General features: G+C 60.4%; 22 protein-coding genes and 1 pseudogene. 17 read left to right on the top strand and 6 right to left on the bottom strand.

Features of this window, described 5'->3' with window-relative positions; translation table 11 throughout:
• Positions 1-227: 227 nt before the first annotated feature.
• Positions 228-1,118, bottom strand: a complete 891-nt coding sequence (locus tag I9H07_RS13725) for a LysR family transcriptional regulator (protein ID WP_236425170.1) — start codon at positions 1,116-1,118, stop codon at positions 228-230.
• 104 nt (positions 1,119-1,222) lie between these two features.
• On the opposite strand from I9H07_RS13725, the pseudogene I9H07_RS13720 reads away from it, so the two are divergent.
• Positions 1,223-1,764: pseudogene (locus I9H07_RS13720) on the top strand (GNAT family N-acetyltransferase).
• Between the two features lie 57 nt (positions 1,765-1,821).
• Positions 1,822-2,466, top strand: coding sequence for a TetR/AcrR family transcriptional regulator (locus tag I9H07_RS13715; RefSeq protein ID WP_236425171.1), 645 nt, complete (start codon positions 1,822-1,824; stop codon positions 2,464-2,466).
• Positions 2,467-2,504: 38 nt separating this feature from the next.
• On the opposite strand, the gene I9H07_RS13710 is transcribed toward I9H07_RS13715, so the two are convergent.
• On the bottom strand, positions 2,505-5,246 hold the full coding sequence (locus I9H07_RS13710; protein ID WP_024674001.1) for a beta-glucosidase: 2,742 nt from the start codon (positions 5,244-5,246) through the stop codon (positions 2,505-2,507).
• Between the two features lie 495 nt (positions 5,247-5,741).
• Between I9H07_RS13710 and I9H07_RS13705 the strand changes: the two genes are divergently transcribed.
• The 13 genes from I9H07_RS13705 (at position 5,742) to I9H07_RS13645 (ending at position 16,913) form a co-directional block, all read left to right on the top strand.
• Positions 5,742-5,969, top strand: coding sequence for a hypothetical protein (locus tag I9H07_RS13705; protein WP_024674000.1), 228 nt, complete (start codon positions 5,742-5,744; stop codon positions 5,967-5,969).
• An 82-nt stretch (positions 5,970-6,051) separates the two neighbouring features.
• Entirely contained in the window at positions 6,052-7,776 is a 1,725-nt protein-coding gene (gene gspE / locus I9H07_RS13700; RefSeq protein ID WP_058823622.1) for a type II secretion system ATPase GspE, read from the top strand.
• Positions 7,773-8,975 (top strand): type II secretion system inner membrane protein GspF, encoded by a 1,203-nt coding sequence (gene gspF / locus I9H07_RS13695; protein ID WP_024673999.1) that lies wholly within the window; start codon positions 7,773-7,775, stop codon positions 8,973-8,975. Before gspE ends, gspF begins: the two co-directional genes overlap by 4 nt.
• A gap of 24 nt (positions 8,976-8,999) precedes the next feature.
• Positions 9,000-9,431, top strand: a complete 432-nt coding sequence (gspG, locus tag I9H07_RS13690) for a type II secretion system major pseudopilin GspG (protein ID WP_024646572.1) — start codon at positions 9,000-9,002, stop codon at positions 9,429-9,431.
• An 8-nt stretch (positions 9,432-9,439) separates the two neighbouring features.
• On the top strand, positions 9,440-9,874 hold the full coding sequence (locus I9H07_RS13685) for a prepilin-type N-terminal cleavage/methylation domain-containing protein (protein ID WP_080266594.1): 435 nt from the start codon (positions 9,440-9,442) through the stop codon (positions 9,872-9,874).
• Positions 9,874-10,245, top strand: coding sequence for a prepilin-type N-terminal cleavage/methylation domain-containing protein (locus I9H07_RS13680; RefSeq protein ID WP_024673998.1), 372 nt, complete (start codon positions 9,874-9,876; stop codon positions 10,243-10,245). The genes I9H07_RS13685 and I9H07_RS13680 overlap by 1 nt, the downstream gene beginning before the upstream one ends.
• Entirely contained in the window at positions 10,242-10,874 is a 633-nt protein-coding gene (locus I9H07_RS13675) for a prepilin-type N-terminal cleavage/methylation domain-containing protein (protein WP_236425172.1), read from the top strand. The genes I9H07_RS13680 and I9H07_RS13675 overlap by 4 nt, the downstream gene beginning before the upstream one ends.
• Complete coding sequence (locus tag I9H07_RS13670) at positions 10,871-11,605, top strand: general secretion pathway protein GspK (RefSeq protein WP_236425173.1); 735 nt, start codon at positions 10,871-10,873, stop codon at positions 11,603-11,605. Before I9H07_RS13675 ends, I9H07_RS13670 begins: the two co-directional genes overlap by 4 nt.
• Positions 11,602-12,672, top strand: coding sequence for a type II secretion system protein GspL (locus I9H07_RS13665; protein WP_236425174.1), 1,071 nt, complete (start codon positions 11,602-11,604; stop codon positions 12,670-12,672). The genes I9H07_RS13670 and I9H07_RS13665 overlap by 4 nt, the downstream gene beginning before the upstream one ends.
• Positions 12,647-13,258, top strand: coding sequence for a type II secretion system protein GspM (gene gspM / locus I9H07_RS13660; protein WP_236425175.1), 612 nt, complete (start codon positions 12,647-12,649; stop codon positions 13,256-13,258). Before I9H07_RS13665 ends, gspM begins: the two co-directional genes overlap by 26 nt.
• The gene (locus I9H07_RS13655) at positions 13,255-13,785 is read left to right on the top strand and encodes a general secretion pathway protein GspN (protein ID WP_024673993.1); all 531 of its coding nucleotides are present in this window, start codon (positions 13,255-13,257) and stop codon (positions 13,783-13,785) included. Before gspM ends, I9H07_RS13655 begins: the two co-directional genes overlap by 4 nt.
• Complete coding sequence (gene gspD, locus I9H07_RS13650; RefSeq protein WP_248957183.1) at positions 13,785-16,118, top strand: type II secretion system secretin GspD; 2,334 nt, start codon at positions 13,785-13,787, stop codon at positions 16,116-16,118. Before I9H07_RS13655 ends, gspD begins: the two co-directional genes overlap by 1 nt.
• 75 nt (positions 16,119-16,193) lie before the next feature.
• Entirely contained in the window at positions 16,194-16,913 is a 720-nt protein-coding gene (locus I9H07_RS13645) for an alpha/beta hydrolase (RefSeq protein WP_058392045.1), read from the top strand.
• Here the strand turns inward: I9H07_RS13645 and I9H07_RS13640 are convergent.
• Positions 16,910-18,109, bottom strand: a complete 1,200-nt coding sequence (locus I9H07_RS13640) for an MFS transporter (protein ID WP_236425176.1) — start codon at positions 18,107-18,109, stop codon at positions 16,910-16,912. The two genes, I9H07_RS13645 and I9H07_RS13640, sit on opposite strands and share 4 nt — an antisense overlap.
• Before the next feature lie 247 nt (positions 18,110-18,356).
• Between I9H07_RS13640 and I9H07_RS13635 the strand changes: the two genes are divergently transcribed.
• Positions 18,357-19,712, top strand: a complete 1,356-nt coding sequence (locus tag I9H07_RS13635; RefSeq protein WP_236425177.1) for an AAA family ATPase — start codon at positions 18,357-18,359, stop codon at positions 19,710-19,712.
• Positions 19,699-20,349 carry a TIGR02646 family protein gene (locus tag I9H07_RS13630; protein WP_236425178.1) on the top strand — a complete coding sequence of 217 codons (651 nt, stop codon included), beginning with the start codon at positions 19,699-19,701 and terminating at the stop codon, positions 20,347-20,349. Before I9H07_RS13635 ends, I9H07_RS13630 begins: the two co-directional genes overlap by 14 nt.
• A gap of 39 nt (positions 20,350-20,388) precedes the next feature.
• On the opposite strand, the gene I9H07_RS13625 is transcribed toward I9H07_RS13630, so the two are convergent.
• From I9H07_RS13625 to I9H07_RS13615, 3 genes are read right to left on the bottom strand one after another with little or no spacing between them, the layout of a single operon-like run.
• Positions 20,389-23,427 carry an efflux RND transporter permease subunit gene (locus I9H07_RS13625; RefSeq protein WP_236425179.1) on the bottom strand — a complete coding sequence of 1,013 codons (3,039 nt, stop codon included), beginning with the start codon at positions 23,425-23,427 and terminating at the stop codon, positions 20,389-20,391.
• Positions 23,424-24,524 carry an efflux RND transporter periplasmic adaptor subunit gene (locus I9H07_RS13620; RefSeq protein WP_236425180.1) on the bottom strand — a complete coding sequence of 367 codons (1,101 nt, stop codon included), beginning with the start codon at positions 24,522-24,524 and terminating at the stop codon, positions 23,424-23,426. The genes I9H07_RS13625 and I9H07_RS13620 overlap by 4 nt, the downstream gene beginning before the upstream one ends.
• Positions 24,521-25,720, bottom strand: coding sequence for an efflux RND transporter periplasmic adaptor subunit (locus I9H07_RS13615; RefSeq protein ID WP_236425181.1), 1,200 nt, complete (start codon positions 25,718-25,720; stop codon positions 24,521-24,523). The genes I9H07_RS13620 and I9H07_RS13615 overlap by 4 nt, the downstream gene beginning before the upstream one ends.
• Positions 25,721-25,802: the final 82 nt, after the last annotated feature.

Genomic DNA, 25,802 nt, shown 5'->3' with positions numbered 1-25,802 from the left:
GCCGAAAGGGTACGGACCGTGCGCTCCTTTATATGGGTTGCCGAGTTGCTTTGCGGGTGTTCTTGATGGAGTCTGCTCAACGCAAGCCAGCATCAGTGTGTTGATCAGTGGGCAGTCATCGTACAACTTGAATCGCTGCCGATGCAACTGCCGGGCTGAGCTTACCCAGCGCAGTGCACTGCTGTTATAGCTTATCAGCGAAGTCAGGCGTCTATCGTGAGCCGTCTTTATGACTCTTTCAGGTGCTGCACTGCATCCAGCACCTGGCGCAGCGCTCTGCTTATCGGTTTGTCCTGGCGCAACACGATGCCCAGCTTACGGCTCAGCCCCGGCGTCAGTGCGCGCACCTCCAGCCCGCGACGATGATGGGCGGCGCTGACTGCCATGCGCGGCACAATGCTATAGCCCAGACCGGCCGCGACCATTTCCTTGATCGCTTCGATACTGCCCAGCGCCATCACCGGCTTGACGCGAATTCCCGCCCGCAAAAACCATTCATTAATCAGCAGGCGCGTGCTGCTTCCCTCTTCGAACACCACCAGCGGCAGCGCGCTGAGGTGCTCGGGCTTCATGCAGGCAGGCGGCGTCTGTTGGCCCTTGGCGAAGATGGCCACGAACCCGTCCTCAAGCAAGGGCGTGATGTGCAGACTGCGACCCGAGGCGGGCAGGGTGACCAGTGCCAGGTCCAGGCGGTTCTCTTCGACTGCCTTGAGAATGCCATCGGTGTTGCCGGTGCTGACTCGCACATCGAGCTCGGGGAAGCTGCGACGTAAAGCCTGCAGCATGGGCGGCAACAGATGAATGCAGGCAGTGGCGCCAGTACCGATGGCGATTTTTCCGGCGACGCCGCTGGCATGGCTGGCCAGATCCTGCAGGGCATCCTCGACCACCGCATCGATGCGCGCGATATGCTCCAGCAGGGTGTGGCCAGCCGACGTAGGTTTGAGGCGCTTGCCGACACGCTCGATCAGTTGCAGGTTCAGCTGATCCTCCAGCTGTCGCACGTGCAGGCTGACGGCAGGTTGGGTCAGATGCAGGCGCTCCGCGGCCGCCGAGAAACTGCCGTGGGCGATGACCAACGAAAATGTGTGCAGGTGGTTGAGATTCAGCCGACGCATGGCAAAGTAATTCTTATGCTAAGGATGAAAGATCATAGCTTTTTTAATGGCGCGGACGGCGGCATGATTGCGATCATTCACCGACAGCCGAACAGAGCCCGGACATGACCTCACCCTTTGACCTGCGCGACGCACGCGACGACGACATGCCCGCCGTACAGGCGATTTACGCTGACCACGTGCTGCACGGGATTTCCAGTTTCGAGCTGGAACCGCCCGACCTGAGCGAGTTGCTGCACCGCCGTGCTCTGGTGCTTGCCAAAGGGCTGCCGTATCTGGTCGCCGAACGCGCGGGGGAAATCCTTGGCTATGGGTATGTCACGCCCTATCGACCGCGCCCCGGCTATCGCTTCACCGTCGAGGATTCGTGTATGTGCGGGACGGGCTGGGCGGGCAGGGGATTGGCCAGTCGTTGCTCAGTGCGTTGGTGCAGCGCTGCGAATCGGGCGGCTGGCGGCAAATGATTGCGGTGATTGGCAACAGCGAGAACATCGCCTCGTTGCGTTTGCATGAACGTCTCGGTTTTCGCCGCGTCGGAGTATTCGAGTCGGTCGGCTTCAAGCACGGCCGCTGGGTAGACACTGTGCTGATGCAGCGCGCACTGGGCGACGGCTCGTTGAATTGTCCGACAATTCTGGCTCAATAGCGTTGCCAGCGGCGGTCTGAATGGGTAGGGTACGCGGCTGTTAAAAAGGAGCCTGATATGACTCGGCATGACCCCACGGAAACGGGCATGGTTGCAACCCGGCAGCGGCGTGCGCCCAAGGGCGAGAAGCGTCGCGAAGAATTGCTGGATGCGGCCTTGCAGCTATTCTCGCTTGAGGGCTATACCGGCGCATCGGTCGCCAAGGTCGCGGCCATCGTCGGCATTTCCGTCGCTGGATTGCTGCACCATTTTCCTAGCAAGATCTCCCTGTTGATGGGCGTGCTGGATCGGCGTGACGAGGTCAATGCTCGAATCGCTGCCGAAGTCCGCACTGAAAATACCTTGACCGGCCTGCTCAATGGCCTGCGCGCCATCAATCGTTCCAACTCCACCGCGCCGGGCGTGGTGCGGGCCTTCTCGATTCTGAATGCCGAGAGCCTGCTGGAAAGCCAGCCAGCCTTTGAATGGTTCCAGACCCGTTATGAGCGCATTCACGCGCACCTGCTTAAACAGTTCTCGGCGTTGGTAGAGCGCGGGGAGGTACGGGCGGATGTGGATTTGTCGAAGGTGATCCAGCAGATTCTGGCCATGATGGATGGCTTGCAGATTCAGTGGTTACGCTTTCCCGATCAGGTGGATCTGGTCGAGTGTTTCGATGCCTACATTGCGCAGGTCGATGCAGCGGTAAGGGCTCGTCCCTGAGCCTTTATTTGTCCGTTTACCCTTCAGTCAGCTAATGCTTACTCAACGGTCTGCTTGAATACACCGCCGGTCTTGACCGGTGGTTTCTCGACCAGAACCGAGTTCAGAGCGGAGCGTGGCAGCGGGTTGCTGGTGGTGGTCGACAGTTCCTGACGGAACGAGTTGACCAGCTTGGCGTTCAGGCGGATGTCCTGCGAGGACGAACCGAGCGAGATGTTGAAGGTGTCGGCATCGACCACCCACTGCTTGCTCTTCTCGTCGAAGTAGGCCAGCGAGCGGTCATTCAGCTCGATGGTCACACGCTTGCTTTCACCCGGCTTGAGGAACACCTTCTTGTAGCCTTTAAGTTCCTTGATCGGACGCTCGACTTTCGGGTTCTGCTGGCCCACGTACAGCTGAGCGACTTCCGAACCACCGACCTTGCCGGTGTTGCTCAGGTCGAACGACACCTTGATCGGCGTATTGCCGACCGCGACGCCCGGCGTGACCTTGATGTTGCTGTAGCCAAACGTGGTGTACGACAGACCGTAACCGAACGGGTAGAGCGGCTTGATGCCCTTCTTCTCGTATCCGCGATAACCCAGCAGCAGGTCATCCTTGTAATCCATGTCAGTCAGAGTGTTCTGATTGTCGAATTTCGGGAAGGAAGCGTAAGCCGGGTTGTCTTCGATGTTGCGTTCGATACTGATCGGCAGCTTGCCCGACGGGTTGACCTTGCCGAACAGGATCTCGGCCAGGGCCTGACCACCGTTCTGACCCGGGTAGAAGGCGTGCAGTGCTACCGGAACCTGTTCGATCCAGTCGCTCATCTTCAGGCCGGTACCGCCGTACATGGTCACCACGGTGTTCGGGTTGACCTTGGCGATGTTCTGGATCAGTTCGTTCTGGAACTCAGGCAGATCGAAGCTGTGGTCGAAACCTTCACCTTCGTATTCGTTGCTGTTACCGACGGCAACCACAACGGCGTCATAGCCGGAAAGATCCTGAGGCGCGTTCAGCGAAGCAGAGCTCAACTGCACACCGACCAGACCACCCATGGTCGACAGGTAGCCTGCACGACGCGAGTACTCAAGCTTCACATCGTAAGACTGGCCAGCTTCCAGGCTGATCTTGGCGAACTCTGGAATGGTTGGCGGAATGCTGTTGCCCGGAAGCGGCTTGCCGTCACCGTTGTCGATGATTTTCTTGCCGTTGACCCACAGGCGCACAGCACCGTCAGCACGAACCTTGAACACCTGCTCGCCGCTCTGGGTCGGGGTGACCTTGCCGGTGTAGCGAATCGATGTCGACGACGTGTCGCCGTTCAGCTCGCCAGCGGTAGAACCTTTGGTGGTGTACGGATCGGACGTCGAGGTGTTGCTTTCGAACGGCAGGTTCTTGTCGTTGGCCCAGTCCAGATCAACGTGCTTCTCGGTACGGGTGACGGCTGCATCACCGGACCAGTCGGCGTTGCTGAAGTACTCGACCTTCATGCCTTGAACGTCGTTGCCAGTTGTGTCGGTGGTGGTCCAGGCGCTGGTGCTTGGGTCCAGAGACAGGCCTTCGATGAAGTCGACCTTGGCGTTAGGCGCGATTTGCTGCAGACCGCTCAATTCGCTGACGTAATGGCTGGCCATGACGTTGGCGCTACCGAAACCGGTAGGAGGCGAGTACTTGGCCAGGGTGCCGACGACGGCGATTTTCTTGACCTTCTGCTTGTCCAGCGGCAGCAGATTGTCCTGGTTTTTCAGCAGCACGATACCTTCACGAGCAGCGTTCAGAGCAACCTTGTTGCTGGTCGAGCTGTTCATGTTGTGCGTGGTCAACGGCGCTTTGCTGTCGAACTTGTACAGGTAGATCTGCTTGAGGATACGGCGGACCTTGTCATCGATGGTCGCAGCGCTCAGGTCGCCGGCGTCCAGATGCGGCTTCAGCACGGAGCTGTTCATCTGGTAGCCCATCATGTCCAGATCGGTACCGGCGCGGGCAGCGTTGAAACCGTGAACAACAGCGTTGTAGTCGCTCTGAACAAAGCCCTTGTAGCCCCATTCCTTCTTCAGGATCTGAGCAATCAGGTGCTCGCTTTCGCAGGCAAACTCACCGTTCACTTTCTGGAAGGCGCACATCATCATCGCAACGTTGCCGTTTTTCGACGACGATTCGAACGCAGGCAGCGACATTTCGCGCAGAACGCGCTCGCTCATCTTCTGATCAAGATTGAAGCGGTTGCTTTCCTGATCGTTGGCCGCGTAGTGCTTGGCGTTGGCCCAGACACCACGAGACTGGATACCGTTGATGACGCCCGGTGCCAGGCTGGCGCCCAGGAACGGATCTTCACCGGAGAGGTATTCGAAGGCACGGCCGCCGTACGGCATGCGGTACAGGTTGACGCCCGGGCCAGTGATGAACTGGTAGCCGCCGGTGGCGGTGTCGTAGCCCAGCGCGCGACCCAGGTCGATGGCACGACGCGGGTTGAAGGTAGCTGCCAGGTTAGGGCCGGACGGGTAGACAACACCCTGATCGTTGCCTTCGCTGGTGTAACGCACGCCAACACCGCCATCCGCACCATGAATCTGCGGGACGCCGTAGTTGGTCAGTGGCTTCACGTCCCAGCCGCCCGTGCCGCCGATATAGGCCAGCTTTTCTTCCATGGTCATCTTGGCCAGGGTTTTTTGCGCGGCTTTTTCGGCGCGATCTTCACGGCCTTGCTGCACGGTAGCGTCAGCTGCGTACACCTGCGAAACCGCCAGCGCCAGCAAGGCCAGTGCCGAGTGCGCGCCTATCATCTTTCGTTTGTTCATGCTGCTCTCCAACTGCGTTTAAATTAACTGTTTGTCCGCGCTTGAGCGCAGGCTTAACAAGTCAAAACTTGCTAATCAGTCTTAAATAATTTGTTCGGGCAACCGTCATGCGTTGTCGCGTTTTCCCCTTGTAAGGTCCGCGAGCTTTATGACTGTTTAGTTATCGTTTTTCGTTTTAATTATTATGTTGTGCTGGTTCTAAGGCGCCATCATATTGACATCAAAAACAGCGCCTCCGGTTCGTTAGCGGTTACAATTAAGTCTAAAAGACGGCATAAATGTCAAACAAAAGCGTATTTTTCTTTATTTTCGTATTTTTTCTTTACAAATGAGGAACTCTTCTTAAACCTACTGGTCGATGGGTTTAAGATTTTTCAGGATGAAGAAAGACGGCTCGCAAGTTGTAATGCGTGCTGTGCGTTAATTCTTGCCCGATCTTTAAACGAGCGCTGTGACTTGCAGGGTTCACTTTGTTTTTTTCGAGGAGTTACCACGATGAAATTTTCCATGATGAGTGCAGCTGTTGTTTTAGGTCTGGCCCTTAGTGGTGCAGCAGTTGCCGAAGATGCGACCGATGCAGACGCAACTTCGGGCGCCAGCGACGAGACCGTGATGACTCAGACTCAGGACGCCAAAGCGGCGCAAAAAGCGCAACAGCAGAAGACCGAAACCACAAAAGGCGGCCGCCCACAGAACGCAACCCCTCAAAAGCAGTCAAACTGATCGTTTGAAGCCTTTGAACGCAGCACTCTCCCACTGAGAGTGCTGTAACATGTCCCTCCGAAGTAGCAAAATGCCCTCATCCATGCCGCCAGTTCCCGTTGATGTATCCCGTATCCAGATTCCGGATGCCGAGCAGGTCTGCGCCTGGCTGGTCGAAAACGCCGGGCTGAAAGCAGTCGATCTGGAGCGCGCGCACCGTTTGCAGCAGGAGTCCGAAGGCACCGAGCTGCTTGGCCTGCTGACCCGGCTGGGTCTGGTGTCCGAATTCGAGCTGGCCCGCGCCTGGGCCGCTTTGTTGAATGCGCCGCTGGTGCTGGCAGACAGCGTGCCTCCCATGCTGGACCCGTTGCCGCCGCTGACCGAGCGCTTCATGCGCCACTATCAAGTCGTCCCGGTAGGCTGGAGTGACCAGGGTCTGCAAGTGCTTGGCGCCAATCCCGGCACGCTGTATCCGTTTCAAGCCATCGCATACGCCTGTCAGGTACCGGTGCGGTTATCCGTCGGTCCGCGTAATGAGGTGGAAACACTGATTGAGCGTTATTACGGGCAGGGCCGTTCTGCGATGGGCACCCTGATCGAAAACCTCGATGACGAGGGCGGCTCGCTGGAAGACATCGAGCACCTCAAGGATCTGGCCTCCGAAGCGCCGGTCATACGTCTGGTCAACCTGATCCTGCAACGCGCGGTCGAACAGCGTGCATCGGACATCCACATCGAACCGTTCGAAAGCCAGTTGAAGGTGCGTTATCGCATCGACGGCGTGCTGCACGAAGCAGAAGCGCCGCCTTCCAGTTCTTCGGCAGCGGTGATTTCCCGGGTGAAGATCATGGCCCGGCTGGACATCGCCGAGCGGCGTCTGCCGCAGGATGGCCGGATCATGCTGCGTATTCAGGGCAAGGAGCTGGACCTGCGGGTGTCCACCGTGCCCACCAGTTTTGGCGAATCGGTGGTCATGCGTCTGCTGGACCGGCAGACCATCAATTTCGATTTCCCGAGCCTGGGGTTCGATGGCGAGCGTCTGGATGAGTTTCTGGATGTGCTGGAGCGTCCGCACGGCATCCTGCTGGTCACCGGCCCGACCGGTTCCGGCAAGACCACTACGCTGTATACCGCGCTGTCGCGGCTCAATACGGCCGAGCGCAAGATCATCACCGTTGAAGACCCGGTGGAGTATCAGCTCGAAGGCATCAACCAGATTCAGGTCAAGCCTTCCATCGGCCTGGACTTCGCCGGGGCGCTGCGCTCCATTGTGCGTCAGGACCCGGACGTGATCATGATCGGTGAGATGCGCGACCTGGAAACCTGCCGCATCGCCATCCAGTCATCGCTGACCGGTCACCTGGTGCTCTCGACCCTGCACACCAACAGCGCCGCGGCGAGTATCACCCGTTTGCTGGACATGGGCGTCGAGAGCTATCTGATTGCCTCCACGGTCAACGGCATTCTGGCCCAGCGACTGGTGCGCCGTCTTGACCCTGCCACTCGCGAAGCGTTTGACGCGCCACCGGAACTGATCGCCGAGCATGGCCTGGAGCGTTTTACCGACGAGCGTCCGATTCGTCTGTATCGCCCGCGCGCCGATGCGCCGGGCGGCGGTTATCGCGGGCGCAGTGCAATTACCGAATTGCTGGTCATGAACGAAGAACTGCGCAGCCTGTTGATGCGCCATGCCGATGCATCGACGCTGGAAGAGGCGGCCCGCCGTGGCGGTTTGCGGACCTTGCACGAAGAGGGCCTGCGTCAGGCCGTGGCCGGTGTTACATCGCTGGAAGAAGTATTGCGCGTGACTCGCGGTGAAGGCACATGAGCCTGTTCAAATACCGCGCGCTGGACACTCAGGGCGCGCCGCAGAATGGCACGCTCGAAGCCAGGGATCAGGAAGCCGCCATCGCCGCCCTGCAAAAACGCGGCTTGATGGTGTTGCAGGTAGACGTCGCCGGGCTCGGCGGTCTGCGTCGCGCACTGGGCAGCGGCATGCTCAATGGTGCCGCGCTGGTCAGCTTCACCCAGCAGCTCGCGACCCTGTTGGGTGCCGGCCAGCCGCTGGAACGATCACTGGGCATTCTGCTCAAGCAGCCAGGCCAACCGCAGACCAGAGCGCTGATCGAACGCATCCGCGAGCAGGTCAAGGCCGGTAAGCCGTTGTCCGTGGCGCTCGAGGAAGAAGGCAGCCAGTTTTCGCCTCTTTATATAAGCATGGTTCGCGCCGGTGAGGCCGGCGGAGCACTGGAAGGCACGCTTCGGCAACTGAGCGATTACCTCGAGCGCAGCCAGTTGCTGCGTGGCGAAGTGATCAACGCGCTGATCTACCCGGCGTTTCTGGTCGTAGGTGTACTCGGCTCGCTGGCGCTGTTGCTGGCTTACGTGGTGCCGCAATTCGTGCCGATCTTCAAGGACCTCGGGGTGCCGATCCCGTTGATCACCGAGGTCATTCTTGACCTCGGACAGTTTCTCGGCGATTACGGCCTGGCCGTGCTGGCGGGCATCATCGCATTGATCTGGGGCATGGCCATTCGCATGCGCGACCCGCAACGGCGTGAGCGTCGTGACCGTCGCTTGTTGGGCATCCGGGTGATCGGCCCGTTGTTGCAGCGTATCGAAGCGGCGCGCCTGACCCGCACCCTCGGCACCCTGCTGACCAATGGCGTGGCGTTGCTTCAGGCATTGGTGATCGCGCGCCAGGTCTGCACCAACCGCGCCTTGCAGGCACAGGTCGAACAAGCGGCCGAGTCGGTCAAAGGGGGCGGGACGCTGGCCAGCGCGTTTGGTGCACAGCCGCTGCTGCCGGACCTGGCGCTGCAAATGATCGAAGTCGGCGAACAGGCTGGCGAACTGGACACCATGCTGCTCAAGGTCGCCGATGTGTTCGACGTTGAAGCCAAGCGCGGTATCGACCGCATGCTGGCGGCGCTGGTCCCGGCGTTGACGGTGGTGATGGCGGGCATGGTCGCGGTGATCATGCTGGCCATCATGCTGCCGCTGATGAGCCTGACCAGCAATATCTGAATTCATGAATGAGGAACCATCCCGATGAGCTTCAACCGCATACGCTTCAAACCCGCGCGCCGTCAGGGCGGCTTCACCTTGCTGGAAATGCTGGCGGTCATTGTATTGCTAGGCATCGTGGCGACCATCGTCGTGCGTCAGGTGGGCGGCAACGTCGACAAGGGCAAGTACGGCGCAGGCAAGGCGCAACTGGCCAGCCTGGGCATGAAAGTCGAGAGCTATGCGCTGGACGTCGGTTCGCCACCCAAGACCTTGCAGCAGTTGACTGAAAAGCCGGGCAACGCTTCCAACTGGAACGGCCCTTATGCCAAACCTTCGGACCTGAAAGATCCGTTCGGTCATGCATTCGGCTATCGCTTCCCTGGCCAGCACGGCAGCTTCGACCTGATCTTTTACGGTCAGGACGGTCAGCCAGGCGGTGAAGGTTACAGCGCCGATCTGGGCAACTGGGAGTAAGTACCGGTATGAAAACGCCTGTCGCAAGCCGTGGTTTTACCCTGATGGAAATGCTGGTCGTGCTGGTGTTGATGAGCATTGCTGTCGGTCTGGTGGGTTTCGGTCTGCAACAGGGTTTGAGTACGGCCAGCGAGCGGCGGGCAGTGGGCGACATGGTCGAGGCACTGCGCGCGACCCGGGTGCGCGCCATCGTCACCGGTCAGCCGGCACGCACCGAGTTCGACCTGCGCAAGGCGACGTTCAAGGCACCCGGCAAGCGTGAGATGCGCTGGCCCGAAAGTTTGCGCGTGACGATGCAGACCGCGTCGGATCTCGGCTCATCGGTGGAGTTTTACCCGGACGGCGGTTCCAGTGGTGGCAACGTTGTTGTCGCTGACGGCGATCGACGCTGGCGCATCGACATTGGCTGGCTGACCGGTAGTGTTCAGGTACGGTCACTTTAATGAAAACATCGCAGTCGGGGTTCACCCTGCTGGAGATGCTGGCTGCATTGACCGTCATGGCGGTGTGCAGCGGGGTTCTGCTGGTAGCGTTCGGACAAAGCGCGCGCTCCTTGCAGCAGGTATCGCGTAGCGACCGGCTCAGTCATGCCGCGCGAACGATCCTGGACCAGGAAAGTGCCGGACCGCTGGAAAACGGTACACGTCAGGGCAAGCTCGCAGGCATCGAGTGGACACTGGATATTCGTCAGATGGCAGGTGCCAATGGCCAGCCCAGGCTGTTCCGTCTCGACCTGCTGCTGAGTGAGCATCAGCGCCGGGCACAGTTCAGTACCCTGAAGCTGCGCGGCGCGGTTAGCGGGGCGGGTTCATGAAGCGTACGCAGCGTGGGTTTACGCTGCTGGAAGTGCTGCTGGTGATCAGCCTGTTGGGCGTGTTGCTGGTACTGGTTGCCGGGGCGCTGCTGGGTGCCAATCGCGCGGTGCTCAAGGCTGAGCGTTACACCGTCAACCTGGATGAGACCCGGGCTGCGCAGGCATTTTTGCGCAGTTCGATCAGTCAGGCGTTACCGCTGGACACCTCTGCCGAAGACGACGCCAACAGCGGATTTTTCGAAGGCTCGGCACAGCAATTGCAGTTTGTCGCCACATTGCCCGGCGAGCTGGGCGGCGGCATTCAGGTGCACACCCTCGGGCTGAAAGGGCCGGAGGGCCATCGTAGCCTGCAGGTGTCGTTTGCGCAGGTACAGTCTGCGGCAAACGGCATTTCACTCACGCCCTGGGGCGAGCCGCAGGTGCTGCTGCAAAACGTCGAGTCATTGACGTTCAGTTATCGGGGGCTGAACCCGAAGGGTAAACCGACCGGCTGGATAGCCGAATGGCCCTGGCCGAACCGCCTGCCTCGCGCCGTGCGGATCGATCTGCAAGTCAAAGGAACCGTGAAGTGGGTTCCAGAAGTGGTGGCTCTGCGTCTGGACTTGTCCGGTGGGGCAGGTGGCGAATGAGCCGCTCAGGTAAACAACAGCGCGGCGTAGCGCTGCTGGTGGTGCTCTGGGTGCTGGCGCTGTTGAGCCTGTTGCTCGGCGGGCTGGCCGGATGGGTGCAACTGGAAAGTCGACAGGCACTCTGGTTGCGCCAGAACACTCAGGCGCTTATGGCGGCCGAGGCTGGCATGAATATGGCGGCGCAGGGGTTGCTGGATACCGCGCAGCGCAAGCGTTGGGTCGCGGATGGACGCTCGGTGGCATTGCGTTTTGATGACACTCAACTGCTCGTCAGTGTGAGAAGCGAGCGCGGCAAGCTGGATTTGAACAGCGCACCGGTGGCCGATATTGCTCGTGTATTGCAAGCCTGCGGCGCGGCAAAAAACCAGGCCAGCAGTATCGCGCAGGTGCTGGAAGCGCAGCGCAATGGCGGGCAGTCGCCGCTGCGAGTGGTCGAGGAGGTGCGCCAGTTACCGGGCATGACCCAAACGCTGTACACCCGGCTATTGCCGGAAATTACATTATGGAGCGGGCTGGATCGACCTGATTCGGCATTCGCTTCGGGCTTGTTGCGTCGGGCGTTGAACCTGCCCAACCAGAGTGCGGTAGGGGCTGACCCCGGTGAGGTATTGACCATCGATAGCCGTGCAGAACGACCGGGCGGTGTCACTGCCTTTTTACAGACCACTGTTTTATTGAGCCCATCGGAGGGAAGCGCACAACCCTATAGGGTGTTGCGTTGGCAAGAATGAATTCATCAGTTTCTTCACGTCTGGCGCCTGTGTACGCGTTACGCGAGCAGGTCGCCCGACAGTGGCGCGGCAGCCCGGCGCAACACGCCTGGCAATGGTGGGTCGCGGAATTGCGCGCCTGCCTGCCGCTGCGTGTGCGTCGTTGGCTGGGGGGCGAAACCGCCGAGCAGCTGCACGCCTGGCCATTGAGCGGACCGCTGTCCGTTGCACCCGCTCAGACACGTCGTGTTCTGTTGTTGCCGGTTTCTGCCGTATTGGTGCAGTCGCTCCAGTTGCCTGCGGCTGCGGCCCGCAATCTGTCGACGGTGGTGGGCTACGAGCTGGACCGCTTCACGCCGTTCGATGCCGGGCAGTTGTATTTCGTTGCCCGGCAGGACAGCCGCAGCGCCAGCTTCCTGCAGGTCACGCTGGTGGCGATCCTGCGTGAGCGGCTGGACACGATTCTGAGCGAGTGTGCCGGGCACGGTCTGCGCCCGGACGTGGTGGATGTCGGCAGCGAAGGGCAGCGCATGGGCATCGACCTGCTGCCGATGCCGGCGCGCCCGCAACAATCGCGTTCAGGCCATCGTCTGCAACGCGGGCTGATCTGGCTGTGCGCCGGCCTGCTGCTGGGCGCCATGCTGCTATGGCTGAACGAGCGTCAAAGCCTGCTCGAAGAGATGCAGGCCAGCGTCCAGGCGCAGAAGGCTCAGGTCGGCGAGATCCAGCAACTGCGCCAGCAATTGACCAACACCCGTGGCGCGGCCAACTACCTGTTGCGGCGCAAGGCCGAGCAACCGCCGCTGTCAGCGCTCCTCAGCGAACTGACGGCGTGCCTGCCTTCGGACACCTGGATCGAGCATCTGGAAATCAGCGACAGCGCCGACGTGGCGTTTTCCGGGCAGAGCGGCAAGGCCAGTGCGCTGATCGGTCGCGTCAAGGAATGCCGCAGCCTAGACAACGCGCAGTTCCAGGGCGTGATCCAGCCCGACACCAAGACCGGCAAGGATCAGTATTCCCTGCGCGCGCATTTGCACCAGAATCTGCACCAGGAGAACGCCGATGCGCCGTCCACTGACAAGCCGTGAGCGGCGGGGCGCTGCCCTGATCATTCTGGCGCTGGTGCTTTGCGTGGCGTACTGGCTGTTGATCGACAGCTGGTTCGCCGGTCCGTTGCGCGACATGAACGAGCAGGCCGAGCAACTGCGCGAACAGCAGCAACGCTACGCCGGGTTGTTGCAGCAAGGCGATTCATTGCGCGAGCAACTGGAGCAGGCGCGCCGCGATCCGGCCAGCAGCACCAGCCTGCTGCCGGGGGAAGACCCCAGTGCGGTAGCTGCCGACCTGATGCAGCGCATTGCCGATCTGATCAGCAGTCAGGCCAGCACCGGTGGCGGCTGCGAGCTGACCCAGCGTATGCCGATCACGCCCGAGCAGGACAGCGCCGAGCCGTATCGCCAGGTCAAGGTCAGCCTGACCCTGAACTGCGCCATCGAGCCCCTGACGGCCATTCTGCACGCGCTGGAATACCAGCGTCCGTTTCTGTTCATTGACGAGATGAGTATGCGCCGTGATGCCAATGCGCCGGCCAATGGTCCTGCGGGCAAGTTGGTGGTTCACCTGCTGGTGCGCGGCTACCTGCAACCGGCGAGTGCCGGGGAGGGCGAGCAATGATCGGTTCGTTACGCCCGCTGGAGTGGTCGCTGCTGGCGGTGGCGGCAGTGCTGGCCGCGCTGATTGCCCTGATTTTCAGTGGCGCCGCACATTCACCCGACTGGTTGCCGGAACAGGCACCCCGCAACCTGCTGGACCAGAAGACCCAGGCCCACAGCGCGCCGTCGGCCACCCTGGACAGTCTGGCCAATACCTGGAAAACCCCGCTTTTCAGCCCTGAGCGCAGCCCCGATGTGGCCGTCCGCAAAGCCGACGTACAGGCGTCCAGCCTGGCCGGCCTGACCCTGACCGGGGTCATCATGGACGGCTCGCTGCGGGTTGCACTGCTCAAACAGGCCAGCGGCCCGGCCTTGAAAGTTCGTCAGGGCGAGCGTCTGCCTAACGGCTGGACGCTTGACCGCCTGGAGCCCACGCAAGCCACCTTCAAGCTCGATGAGCGTACCCAAGTGCTGCGCCTGCCCGCGCTGCGCCTGCCGCCGCCGTCGAACACCCCCCCGATTACCTTAACCAACGATTCCACCCTGTGATGGGTACCTTTTCTGGAGTTCCTGCCATCGCTACCTTGCGCACACCCTTGCTTTGCCTGGCCACCGCCGTCGCCCTTGGCGGCTGCGCGTCACAGTCAGACACACTCGATCCCGACAATGGCATGCTGCAGGAAGCGCTCCAGGGAACCGGTTCACAACGCCCGCCGGTAGACCCGCGCAGTGAGCGCCCGCCCGTCGAGCCACCTTCCCAGCAGACGACTGCTTCGCCGCAGCGCCAGATCATCAAAGGCAACCAGCGTTTTATCCGCCAGCCTGCTGCGGCCCCGGCAGCGCGCCCGGGCGAGACCGGCGACATCGTCTTCAACTTCACCAATCAGCCGATTCAGGCGGTGATCAACAGCATCATGGGCGATCTGCTGCATGAGAATTACAGCATCGCTCAGGGTGTAAAAGGCGATGTCAGCTTCTCGACGTCCAAACCGGTCAACAAGCAGCAGGCGCTGTCGATTCTTGAAACGCTCCTGTCCTGGACCGACAACGCGATGATCAAGCAGGGCAACCGCTACGTCATCCTGCCTTCCAGCCAGGCCGTGGCAGGCAAGCTGGTGCCGGAAATGCGCGTGGCGCAACCTTCGGCGGGCATGTCGGCGCGGCTGTTTCCGTTGCGTTACATTTCGGCCACCGAAATGCAGAAGCTGCTCAAGCCGTTCGCCCGGGAAAACGCCTTCCTGCTGGTCGACCCGGCGCGCAACGTGCTCAGCCTGGCGGGCACGCCCGAAGAGCTGGCCAACTATCAGGACACCATCGACACCTTTGATGTGGATTGGCTCAAAGGCATGTCGGTCGGTGTATTCGGCCTGCAACGCGCCTCGGTCGGTGAACTGATGCCCGAATTGCAGAAGATGTTCGGCCCGGAAAGCGGCATGCCGCTGGCGGGCATGGTGCGTTTCCTGCCGATCGAGCGGACCAATTCGGTGGTGGCGATCTCGTCGCAGCCCGAGTACCTGCACGAAGTCGGCGAGTGGATTCACACCATCGACGAAGGCGGCGGCAACGAGCCGCAGATGTACGTGTATGACGTGCGCAACATGAAAGCCACCGACCTGGCCAAGTACCTGCGGCAGATCTACGGCACGGGCGCCATCAAGGATGACTCGCCTGCCAAGGTTGCGCCGGGGCTGCGCACCACCTCGCTGTCGTCACTCAACTCCACGGGTGGCGGCGGGGGCGGCATGAACAGCTCCAGCGGTCTGGGCGGCAACAGCAGCAACGGTGGCCTGAGCAATGGCGGCGGGTTTGGCAGCAATCAGGGCATGAACAACAGCCAGACCAGCGCTGACAGCGAATCCGAGGGCGACGATCAGAGCGGCGGTGATTCGGATTCCGCCAGCCAGGACGGCAGCGGCTCGGCCGGCAACAGCAAATCGCTGGATGCCAGCACGCGCATCACGGCCCAGAAGAGCAGCAACCAGCTGCTGGTGCGCACGCGTCCTGCACAGTGGAAAGAAATCGAATCCGCCATCAAGCGCCTCGATAATCCGCCACTGCAAGTGCAGATCGAGACGCGCATTCTGGAAGTCTCACTGACCGGCGAACTGGACATGGGCGTGCAGTGGTATCTGGGGCGTCTGGCAGGCAATTCGGGTACGACCGGAAACGTCACCAACACCTCAGGCAGTCAGGGTGCGATCGGGACAGGCGGGGCTGCGCTGGCGTCTACCGACGCGTTCTTCTTCTACTCCTTCGTCAGCAACAACCTGCAGGTCGCATTGCGTGCGCTGGAAACCAACGGCCGCACCCAAGTGCTGTCGGCACCTTCGCTGGTGGTCATGAACAACCAGCAGGCGCAGATTCAGGTCGGCGACAATATCCCTATCAGCCAGACCTCGATCAATACCAACACATCGACCAACACCACATTGAGCAGCGTGGAATATGTGCAGACCGGTGTGATTCTCGACGTCGTACCGCGCATCAATCCGGGCGGCCTGGTGTATATGGATATTCAGCAGCAGGTCAGCAACGCAGACACCAGCGGCAACAACGATGATGCCAACGGCAACCCGCGTATTTCCAGTCGCTCGGTGTCCACCCAAGTCGCAGCGCAGAGTGGCCAGACGGTGCTGCTGGGCGGGCTGATCAAGCAGGATAATGCGGAGACCGTCAACGCCGTACCGTATCTTGGGCGTATCCCCGGTTTGCGATGGCTGTTCGGCAATACCAGTAAGTCCAAGGGCCGTACCGAGCTGATCGTGCTGATCACGCCACGGGTCATCACCAGCAGCAGTCAGGCGCGCCAGGTGACGGATGATTACCGTCAGCAGATGCAGTTGCTCAAGCCCGAGGTTTCGCGGACCAGCATGCAGAACTGAAGCTGTGTTAGTTTTTGCCGCGACTCCCACTCATGACGCTGCCTGCGGGCTGCGTCCAACAGAGGTGATGAACCGATGCTGAAGTTTTTCGCTGCCTTGCTGTTTGCTGTCGCCGGGATGGCGCAGGCACAGGACACCCTGCACACGGACCTGCCGCTGGATTATCTTGCACAGGCCAACGCCGAAAAAGCTGACCAGCCGCTGGTGATTTTTATCCACGGTTACGGCAGTAATGCGGCCGACTTGTTCGGGCTCAAGGAACAGCTTCCGGCCGATTACAACTACCTGTCGGTGCAGGCACCTGTGGAACTACAGCCTGACAGCTACAAATGGTTCACCCAGAAAAAGGGTGTGCCGGACTACGACGGCGTGACCGAAGACCTGAAAAGCAGCGGCACAAAACTGACTGCCTTCATTGCTCAGGCCACTGCAAAGTTTCATACACAACCGGGCAAGGTATTTCTCATCGGCTTCAGTCAGGGCGCGATGATGAGCTACGAAGTTGCCTTGCGTCAGCCGAAACTGGTCGGCGGCTTTGCAGCGTTGAGCGGAAGGTTGTTGCCGGTCGTACAGTCCGAGGTCAAAGCCTCCGATGACCTCAAGGCCCTGAAAGTCTTCATTGGTCACGGCACGCAGGATCGCCAGGTGGCCTACGCCAGTGCGCCACACGCCGAAGCGACCTTGAAAACGCTGGGTCTGAAGCCAGAGTTTCACGCCTACGAAGGCATGGGGCACAGCATCAACGAGGCTGAAGTGATGGACCTGGCGAACTGGTTGCAGCAGTCAGCTCGTTAGTCTTGGCTCTGCCCAGACCTGTCCTTGAGAAACGCCAGCAACGCTATCAGCGGCAGCACCGTGCCTGTGATCAGCACCCAGCGCCAGCCGCCATGGTCGAACAACGGGCTGGCGACGGCTGAGCCAATGGCGCCGCCGATGAAAATACTGGTCATGTACAGCGCGTTGAGCCGGCTGCGACTGGCGGCATCCAGCGCATACACCGTGCGCTGACCCAGCACCATGCTGGTCTGCACGCAGAAATCCAGCAACACGCCGGTCACCGCCAGGCCGATCACGCTGTAGGCAGGGTGAATCAGCCCCGGCAGGAAACTCAGTGCGCCGAGCAGCAATGCGCCCAGTGAGGCTATCCGGGTGTGACCGGCGTCTGCCAGGCGACCGCTGATAGGCGCCGCGATTGCACCAATCGCGCCGATCAGGGCGAAGAGGGCGATCTGGGTTTGTGACAGCCCGTGATTGCGCGACAGCTCAAGCGGTACGGCGGTCCAGAACAGACTGAAGGTCGCGAACATGCACGCCTGGTAGAAGGCACGCTGGCGCAGCACCGGCTGCGTCCGTAACAACGTCCACAGCGAGAACAGCAACTGGCCATAGGAGGCGCGATGGTCCGGAACGCGTTTCGGCATGGTGGTCGCCAGTACCACGCTGATGCCGATCATCACGACGGCCGCCGAACCGAATACCGCACGCCAGCCGAAATGGTCAGCCACCAGGCTGGCGATGGGCCGCGCCAGCAGAATCCCCAACAGCAGCCCGCCCATGATTCCGCCAACCACTCGACCACGGGACTCCTCCGGTGCCAAGTGCGCCGCCAGCGGGATCAGCATCTGCACCGACACCGAACTGAAGCCCACCAGCAGCGACACCAGCAGAAACAGATTCGGCTGCTCGGCAAATGCAGCACCCAGCAAACTGAGGACCGCCACCACCGTCGTGATCAGCATCAGCCTGCGGTTTTCCAGCAGATCGCCCAGCGGCACCAGAAAGAACAGGCCCAGCGCATAACCGATCTGCGTCAGTGAAACGATCAGACTGGCTGCGGTGCTCGACAGCCCGATGTCCGGCGCAATCAACTCGATAATCGGTTGGGCGTAGTAAATATTGGCGACAATCGCACCGCAGCAGAATGCGAACAGCCTCACCAGACCGGGGGTCATGGCTACGGCCTTGTGCGGGGCTTGGGACGAGTGGGGCATGACAAGTCTCGCTTGGGCATAAACCGGTCAGACGCGCGAAACGCGTCTGTCAGGAGGGTTTTTGAATGATGGTGAGCAGGCTAACGGTTTTGTCGGCGATTAAGTAGGCATGGCGAGTTGATACAGGATATTTCTGGGAATGATGATTGGAAATGAGTCGATGTGTGGTCAGGCCTTCACGGGGCGCGCAGGAATGCCATAATGCCGACCGTCATTCTGTTCTGGATCAATCCCCTCAGGGACCTTCATGGAAATCAAAAGCTTCAGGCTCATCAATGTGGGACGGTTCAGCGATCTGGAAGTCGCACTCGCGCCTACCGAACGGCACGCGTCGAGAGTGACAGTGCTGGTCGGGAACAATGGGGCGGGGAAGACCACACTGCTCAAATCTGTCGCTACATCATTGAGCTGGCTGGTGGCGAGGGTCAGGACGCCGAAAGGTGGTGGCGGTCGGATCGATGAGGATACGATTCATAACGGTACGGTAACTTCTTCAATTTGTATTGACGTTTACGATGATCAGATTTTCGATTCTCTGGTGTGTGGGCCTGATTTTCACTGGGAGATCGCTGGAACCCTCAAGGGGCGTAAAGCGACCTCGTCTACTGTGCTGGGCGAGCTGAGTATGCTGGCAGAGGGATACCGCTCAGCGTTGACGGCCAAGAGCGATTCATCTCTTCCCCTTCTGGCCTTTTATCCAGTTGAGCGCTCTGTGATTGAGATACCGCTCAAGGTCCACGCCAAACACACATTCGATCAGTTGGATGGCTACGATAACGCGTTGGGTCGTGGAGTGGATTTTCGCCGGTTTTTTGAGTGGTTCCGAGAGCGCGAAGACAGCGAGAACGAAACAGGTATCCCGACTGAGCTACTCAATAAACTGTCTCAGAAGTTACTTGATACAGAACTCTGGAAAGTACTGGTCAGGGAGCATGCTTCGTCGCGTGACCGTCAGCTAACCGCTGTCAGAAATGCGGTTGAAGCGTTCATGCCAGGCTTCACAAAACTGCGCGTCAAACGCAAACCGCGCCTGCACATGGCCATCGATAAAGACGGCCAGACGTTGAACGTGTCGCAGCTGTCCCAAGGCGAGAAGTCCATGATGGCGCTCGTCGGCGATATCGCCAGACGCCTCGCCATGATGAACCCTGCCCTCGAAAATCCTCTGCATGGCAATGGCATCGTATTGATCGATGAGGTCGATTTGCACCTGCATCCCAAATGGCAGCGCAGCCTGATCGCCCAACTCACTACAACCTTCCCGAACTGCCAGTTTCTGCTGACCACGCATTCGCCACTGGTCATCAGCGATAGCAAGGATGTTCTGGTGTACGTCATGGACGATGGCGAGCTAAGCGAACCTGACAGTCTTTACGGGCTTGATGCCAATCAGGTGCTGTTGAGTGTCATGGACACGGACATCCGCAATGTCGATGTCCAGAAACGTCTGGACAGGCTCCAGGAGCTGCTGATGCTTGGTGATCTGGAGGAGGTTCGCTCCCTTTACCAAAAGCTGGCCAATGACCTGCCTTCTGGACACATAGAGTTGGCCAAGGCGTCTCTGTTGATCCGCAAGCTGGAATTACGTCGTGCGAAAGATTGAGAAGGGAAGTCTCGCAGTTCTGGAGCAGTGGGCGCGCGCCAACAAGGGAAAGAAATACGCGGATCTGGCTAACCGGGAAGATATCAAGAATGCCATTCGACATGCCTGTGTCCTAGAGCAGCATGGGTTATGTGCCTATTGCTGCCGCAGCATCACCTCTTTGAAAGACAGTGCTCACAATGAACACGTCGAAGCGCAACGCCTGGCACCCAATCGCACGCTCGATTTTCAGAATATTGTTGCCAGCTGCAATAAACCCGGTCGATGTGGGGACGCGCATGGTCACCAGATTCTACGCTTGACGCCTCTTATGGTTGAGTGTGAAACGGAGTTGCAGTTTGAGTTGTCCGGGTTGGTGAAAGGTCAGACCGACCGAGCGCGAGACTGTATAAAAGTGCTTAACCTGGGTGGTGATCAAGCGTCCAACCGGGGCCTTATTGACGAGCGTAAGGCGATGATCAACGAACTGCTGTTCTCACAGAGCATGGATTCGTCAGGGCTGGGCCTGGAAAGCGATGAGGTCCTTGATTTGTTGCATGACGAGCTATCGGACCCTGATGAACAACAGCAGCTTCAGGCCTTTTCCCCCGTTCTGGTAAACGTGATTCGTCGTCTCAAGGCTTTGCGGACCTCCTGAACCGAGCCCTTGCGGGCCTGCCGGCGAATGCCGGCACACTTACGTTGGCGGCCGCTTTATCCCGTAACTCACCACATACAGCGCAGGCAGAAAAAACAACGTCAACAAGGTCGCCATGGCGATGCCGCCGATCATGGCAATGGCCATCGGCCCCCAGAACACCTCGCGGGCGATGGGGATCATGCCGAGGCTGGCGGCCGCTGCGGTCAGTAGAATCGGTCGGCAGCGATGCTCGGTGGCCTTGACCACCGATGACCAGGCACTTTCGCCTGCGGCAATGAATTCGTCGATCTGGGTGACCAGAATCACCGAGTTGCGGATGATGATGCCGATCAGCGCCAGCACGCCGAGTATTGCGACGAAGCCCAACGGGTAGCCGGATATCAGCAGCGCGGCGACCACCCCGATCAGCCCGAGCGGCACCACGCTGACCACCAGCAGGATTTTCTTCACGCTGTGCAGCTGGATCATCAGGAAACTCACCACTAACAACAGCATCAGCGGCACGACTTTCAATATCGGCCCTTGTGAGCGCGCGCTGGCCTCGACTGCGCCGCCGGTGGCGACCGAGTAGCGTAGCGGAAGACTGGCGCTGAAGGCATCGACGTCAGGTTTCAACTGCTTGACCAGTGCGGCCGGTTGCAGCTTGCCCAGCACGCTGGCCTTGAGGGTAATGGTCGGCAACCGGTCGCGACGCCAGACCAGAGGTTGTTCCTGCTCGTAACTGAGGGTGGCAAACGCCAGCAGCGGCACGGTCGAACCGTCCGGGGTCGGAATCTGCAGGTTGCTGAGGGTCTGCACCGAGCTGCGTTCGTCGCTTTCGGCGCGGCCTACCAGATCGATCAGATACGTGCTGTCACGCACCTGGGTAATGGTGTTGCCGGTCACCAGGCTGTTGAGGATCTGCGCCACGTCTTCCGAGGACAATCCGAACTGGCGCACCTTGTCTTGAGCGATGTCGATCTTCAGCACCTTGCCCGGCTCGTTCCAGTCATAGATCACCTGACCGATATTCGGGTTGGCGTCGAGAATGGCGGCCAGTGCCATGGCCTGGCTGCGCACCTGTTCGATGTCCGGCCCGCTGACCCGATACTGCACCGGCCAGCCGACCGGCGGCCCCATGTTCAGCGGCTGAACGTAGCCACCGACACCCACGTAGTCGTCCCGGAAGCGCTGGCGCAGACGTTCGATCAAGCGGTCGCGCGCTTCGCCACCCTGGCTGACGATCACCAATTGTCCATAGAACGGGTTGCTCAGTTGCTGATCCAGCGGCAGGTAAAAACGCACCGCGCCTTTGCCGACATAAGAACTCCAGCGCAGCACATCCGGATCATGCTTGAGCGTCGCTTCGAAACGATCCATGGCCTGACGCGTGCCGTCGATGGAGCCGTTTTGCGGCATGTAGATATCGACCAGGATTTCCGGCCGATCCGAGTCGGGAAAGAACTGGTTTTGCAGCAACTTACCAGCGAACAGCGAGCCGATGAACAGCAGCACGGTAACGCCGATCACCCACCCGCGATGGTCCAGTGTTTTGATCAGCAGGCGACTGAAGCCACGCGCCCAGCGCCCCGGCGCGACGTGCTTTGCCGAGGCCTTGAGGATGTGTACGCCGATCAGCGGCGCAAACAGCACGGCCACCAGCCAGGACAGCAACAGGGCCACGGCAATCACTGCGAACATGGTGAACACGTATTCGCCCGCTGAGCTGGAGTTCAGGCCGATGGGCACGAAACCGGCGACCGTCACCAGCGTGCCGGTCAGCATCGGGAACGCGGTCGAGGTGTAGGCGTAGGTTGCGGCTTGCGGTAACGAGTCGCCGCTCTCCAGGCGGGTGACCATCATTTCGACAGTGATCATCGCGTCGTCGACCAGCAGCCCGAGGGCAATGATCAGTGCGCCGAGCGAGATGCGCTGCATGGTGATGCCACTGTATTCCATGAACACGAAGACCAGCGCCAGTACCAGCGGGATCGAACAGGCCACCACCAGACCGGCGCGAATGCCGAGGCTGATGAAGCTGACCACCAGCACGATAAGAATTGCTTCGAACAGTGCATGGGTGAAGCCGCCAATGGCTTTCTCGACTACCTCGGCCTGGCTGGACACCAGATGCACGTCAATGCCCAGCGGCAGTTCGCGGGTCAGATCGTCAATGCGCTGCTGTAATTGCGTGCCGAACGCCTGAATATTGCCGCCTTGCTTCATGGCCACCGCCAGGCCGATTGCCGGTTGACCGTTGAAACGGAACAGCGAGGAGGGCGGGTCGGCATAGCGGCGTTCGATGGTCGCCAGATCGCTGAGGCGGAAGAAGCGCTCGCCCAAGCGCAGGTTGACGGCTTTCAGGTCTTCTTCGCTGCTGAACTGGCCGCTGGCGCGCACCGCAATGCGCTCGGGCCCGGCTTCCATGACGCCTGCCGGTGTGACCGAGTTCTGTGCTTGCAGGCTTTGCAGCACCTGACGCTGATCGATGCCGAGCGCGGCCAGTTTGCGGATGGAAAAATTCAGGTAGATGACTTCGCGTTGCGCGCCGAGCAGTTCGATCTTGCCCAGGTTGGGCACGCTGCGGATATCGGCCCGCACCTGTTCGACGTAATCGCGCAACTGGCGAAACGAAAGACCATCGGCGGTGAATGCATAGATGCTACCGAATACGTCACCGAACTCGTCGTTGAACGCCAGGCCCTGAATGCCACTGGGCAACTCGGCGCGCACATCGTTGATTTTCTTGCGCACCTGATACCAGGCTGCCGGGATGTCGGCGCTGCGGGTTTCACTTTTGAGAAATACGAAAATCGTCGATTCACCGGCCAGCGTGTAACTCTTCACGTAATCCAGCGCATCGATTTCTTCGAGCTTCTTTTCCAGTCGATCGGTCACCTGTTGCAGGGTGTCGGGCAACGTCGCACCCGGCCAGCGGGCCTGAATGACCATGGTCTTGATCGCGAACGACGGATCTTCCTCGCGGCCCAGGTTCAGGAATGACCCACTGCCCATCAGCAGTGAAACGAACATCATGTACCAGACCAGTGTGCGATGCCGGAGCCCCCAGGCCGACAGATTGAAACGCGCCTTCACAAACTGACCTCTCGTTGCATACGCACCTTCTGTCCGACCTGCATGCCGTTGACGCCGGCGATCACCACTTTTTCGCCCGCCCGCAGTTCGCCACTCAGCTGTACCGTTGAGCCGTTGCGCGCCATGACCTGCACCGCTCGCGGGCTCAGTGTCGATGTCGACGGATCTATCACCCACACCTGAGCCTTGCCGTCCTGTTCCAGCACGGCGCTGCCGGGCAGCTCGTGAAACACCGTTGCGTCGCCGCTGATGTCCACGCTAACGGTCGAACCCAGCCGGAAGCTGTCCGGCGTGTGCTGCAACGCCAGACGCACGCGCTGGGTGCGCGTACCCGCATCAATCTGCGGCGCCAGTTGACGGACCTGCGCCAGGACCGTGACGTGCTCGTCAAGCTGGGAGATCACCCTGATTTGCCGGCCATTATTCTGCGCGGCGAGCAACCCCATTGGCAGGTCGACCACCGCTTCGCGACTTTCCGGTCGGGCCAGGCTGACCACCGACTGGCCGGCTGCAATGACTTGACCGACCTCGGCATGCCAGCCGGTCACCAGACCGTCGAACTCGGCGGTCAATCGGGTGTAGGACACATGATCACTGGCTTGCTGCACGGCAACGCCGGTCTGTTGGCGGATCGCGTCTTGCGCGTGAAGGTCGCTGTTCAATTGATCCACTCGCGCCCGCGAACCGATGCCGCGCTCGTACAACTGGTCATAGCGCACGTGCTCGTCTCGAGCCTGCTGCCAGGAGGCCTGTGCCTTGCTGAGTTCGGCCTGCCGGGCGCGCAACTGATGCTGCTGATCAGCGGAGTCGAGGGTGGCGAGCAGATCGCCTTTGCGCACCAGCTGACCAATTTCGGCATGACGGGTCGTTATGCGTCCGGCGACGCGAAAGCCGAGTGCCACTTCGTACTGCGGCTGGATGGTCCCGGCGAAGCGGCCGGAGGAGGCGCTGCGCTGATCGACGATCTCGGTGTAAAGCACCGGACGCTCGACAACCGGGCGCACCGGCTTGTCGCGACAGCCCGGCAGCACGACGATCAAGGTGCAGAACAGCCAGAGTGCGCGTCCCGGTCGGGGGTTGCCTGATGGCGGGCTCATCGTGTTGCCTCCGGGCTCGATAGAGAGCGCGCCAATGAGGCGTCCCTATGGACCGAAGCTCGCTCGGCCACCTCGACCTTTTGCCCGGCATAGAGAAATTGCAGCCCTCGGGAAACCACTTGATCACCCTCGGCCAGACCTGCCGATACAAGCACCTGGCCCTGTTCGTAACGCAACACTTTCACACGCGCCAGCCTGACTTTTGCCTGCGCATCGACCAGCCACACCGCCGGCTCCCCTTTGGTGCGGCTCAAGGCCGACCAGGGCAGGGCAAACGCTGGCTGAGAGATAGTTTCCAGGTGTGCGCTGACCACACTGCCCAGCGCAAGCGCAGCTGCGTTGTCCGGCAAGGCCACGCGCACCCGCAACGTACCGTTGCTGGCAGACACAATGGGCGTGATTTCGCGGATCACACCGGTCAACCGGATATCCGGCTGACCCACCGGGCTCACCGAGATCGCTCCGCCGGTGTGATCGGTGGGCAACAGCGACTCATAGGCGGAGAACACGGCCTCGCGCTCGCCGTCGTGGGCGAGGCTGAAAACCGGTGTGGCGGCTTGCACCACCTGGCCTTCTTCGGCATGCCGGGCGGTGATGACACCATCGGCTACCGCGACCAGTTCGGTGTAACCCACCTGATCACGCGCGTTGGCCCGTTGCGCTTGCAGTGCGGCAAGATCTGCGCGAGCGCTTTCCAGGCCCGAACGGGCTTTCTGATGTTCGCTGAGGTTGGTATAGCCCTTGGGCAGCAGTATTTGCTGACGCTGATAATTCTGTTCCGCGAGGCGCAAGCGTGATTCCCTGACCGCCACGTCGGCGTTGACAGAGGCCAGATCAGTCTTTTGTTCGCGAGGGTCCAGCCTGGCAAGCAGTTGATTGGCCCGCACCCGGTCCCCGACGTCAACGTAGCGTTTTACCAGCTTGCCGGACACACGAAAGGATTGCTCGGTCACCTTGCGCGCCTGAATATCGCCGGTCAGGACCACGCTGCTGGTGATCTGCGTGGCTGTCACAGGCAGCACCGCGACCCGTACCAGCGCTTTATCTGCGGGTTTTCCTGCAGAACAGGCGCTGAGCGAGAGCAGCGAAACGAGCCCCAGCACAAGGCCGGGTTGAAAGGCGGACGCGTGCAACGGCCGAAAAAATCCGCAGGCACGGCACAACGAACGCAAGCGCGTTGCAAGAGAAAGAGTCATCAATGAATGGCACTGCCCGATCAAGTAAGCCGATACGCATGAATGACAGCGTCACGCCGGAAAAGCCGCAGAGCTTTCCGGA

Origin of the sequence: Pseudomonas syringae, assembly GCF_023278085.1 — a bacterium.
Classification (GTDB): Bacteria; Pseudomonadota; Gammaproteobacteria; order Pseudomonadales; family Pseudomonadaceae; genus Aquipseudomonas; species Aquipseudomonas syringae_Q.
This window is presented reverse-complemented; position numbering and strand designations above follow the sequence as displayed.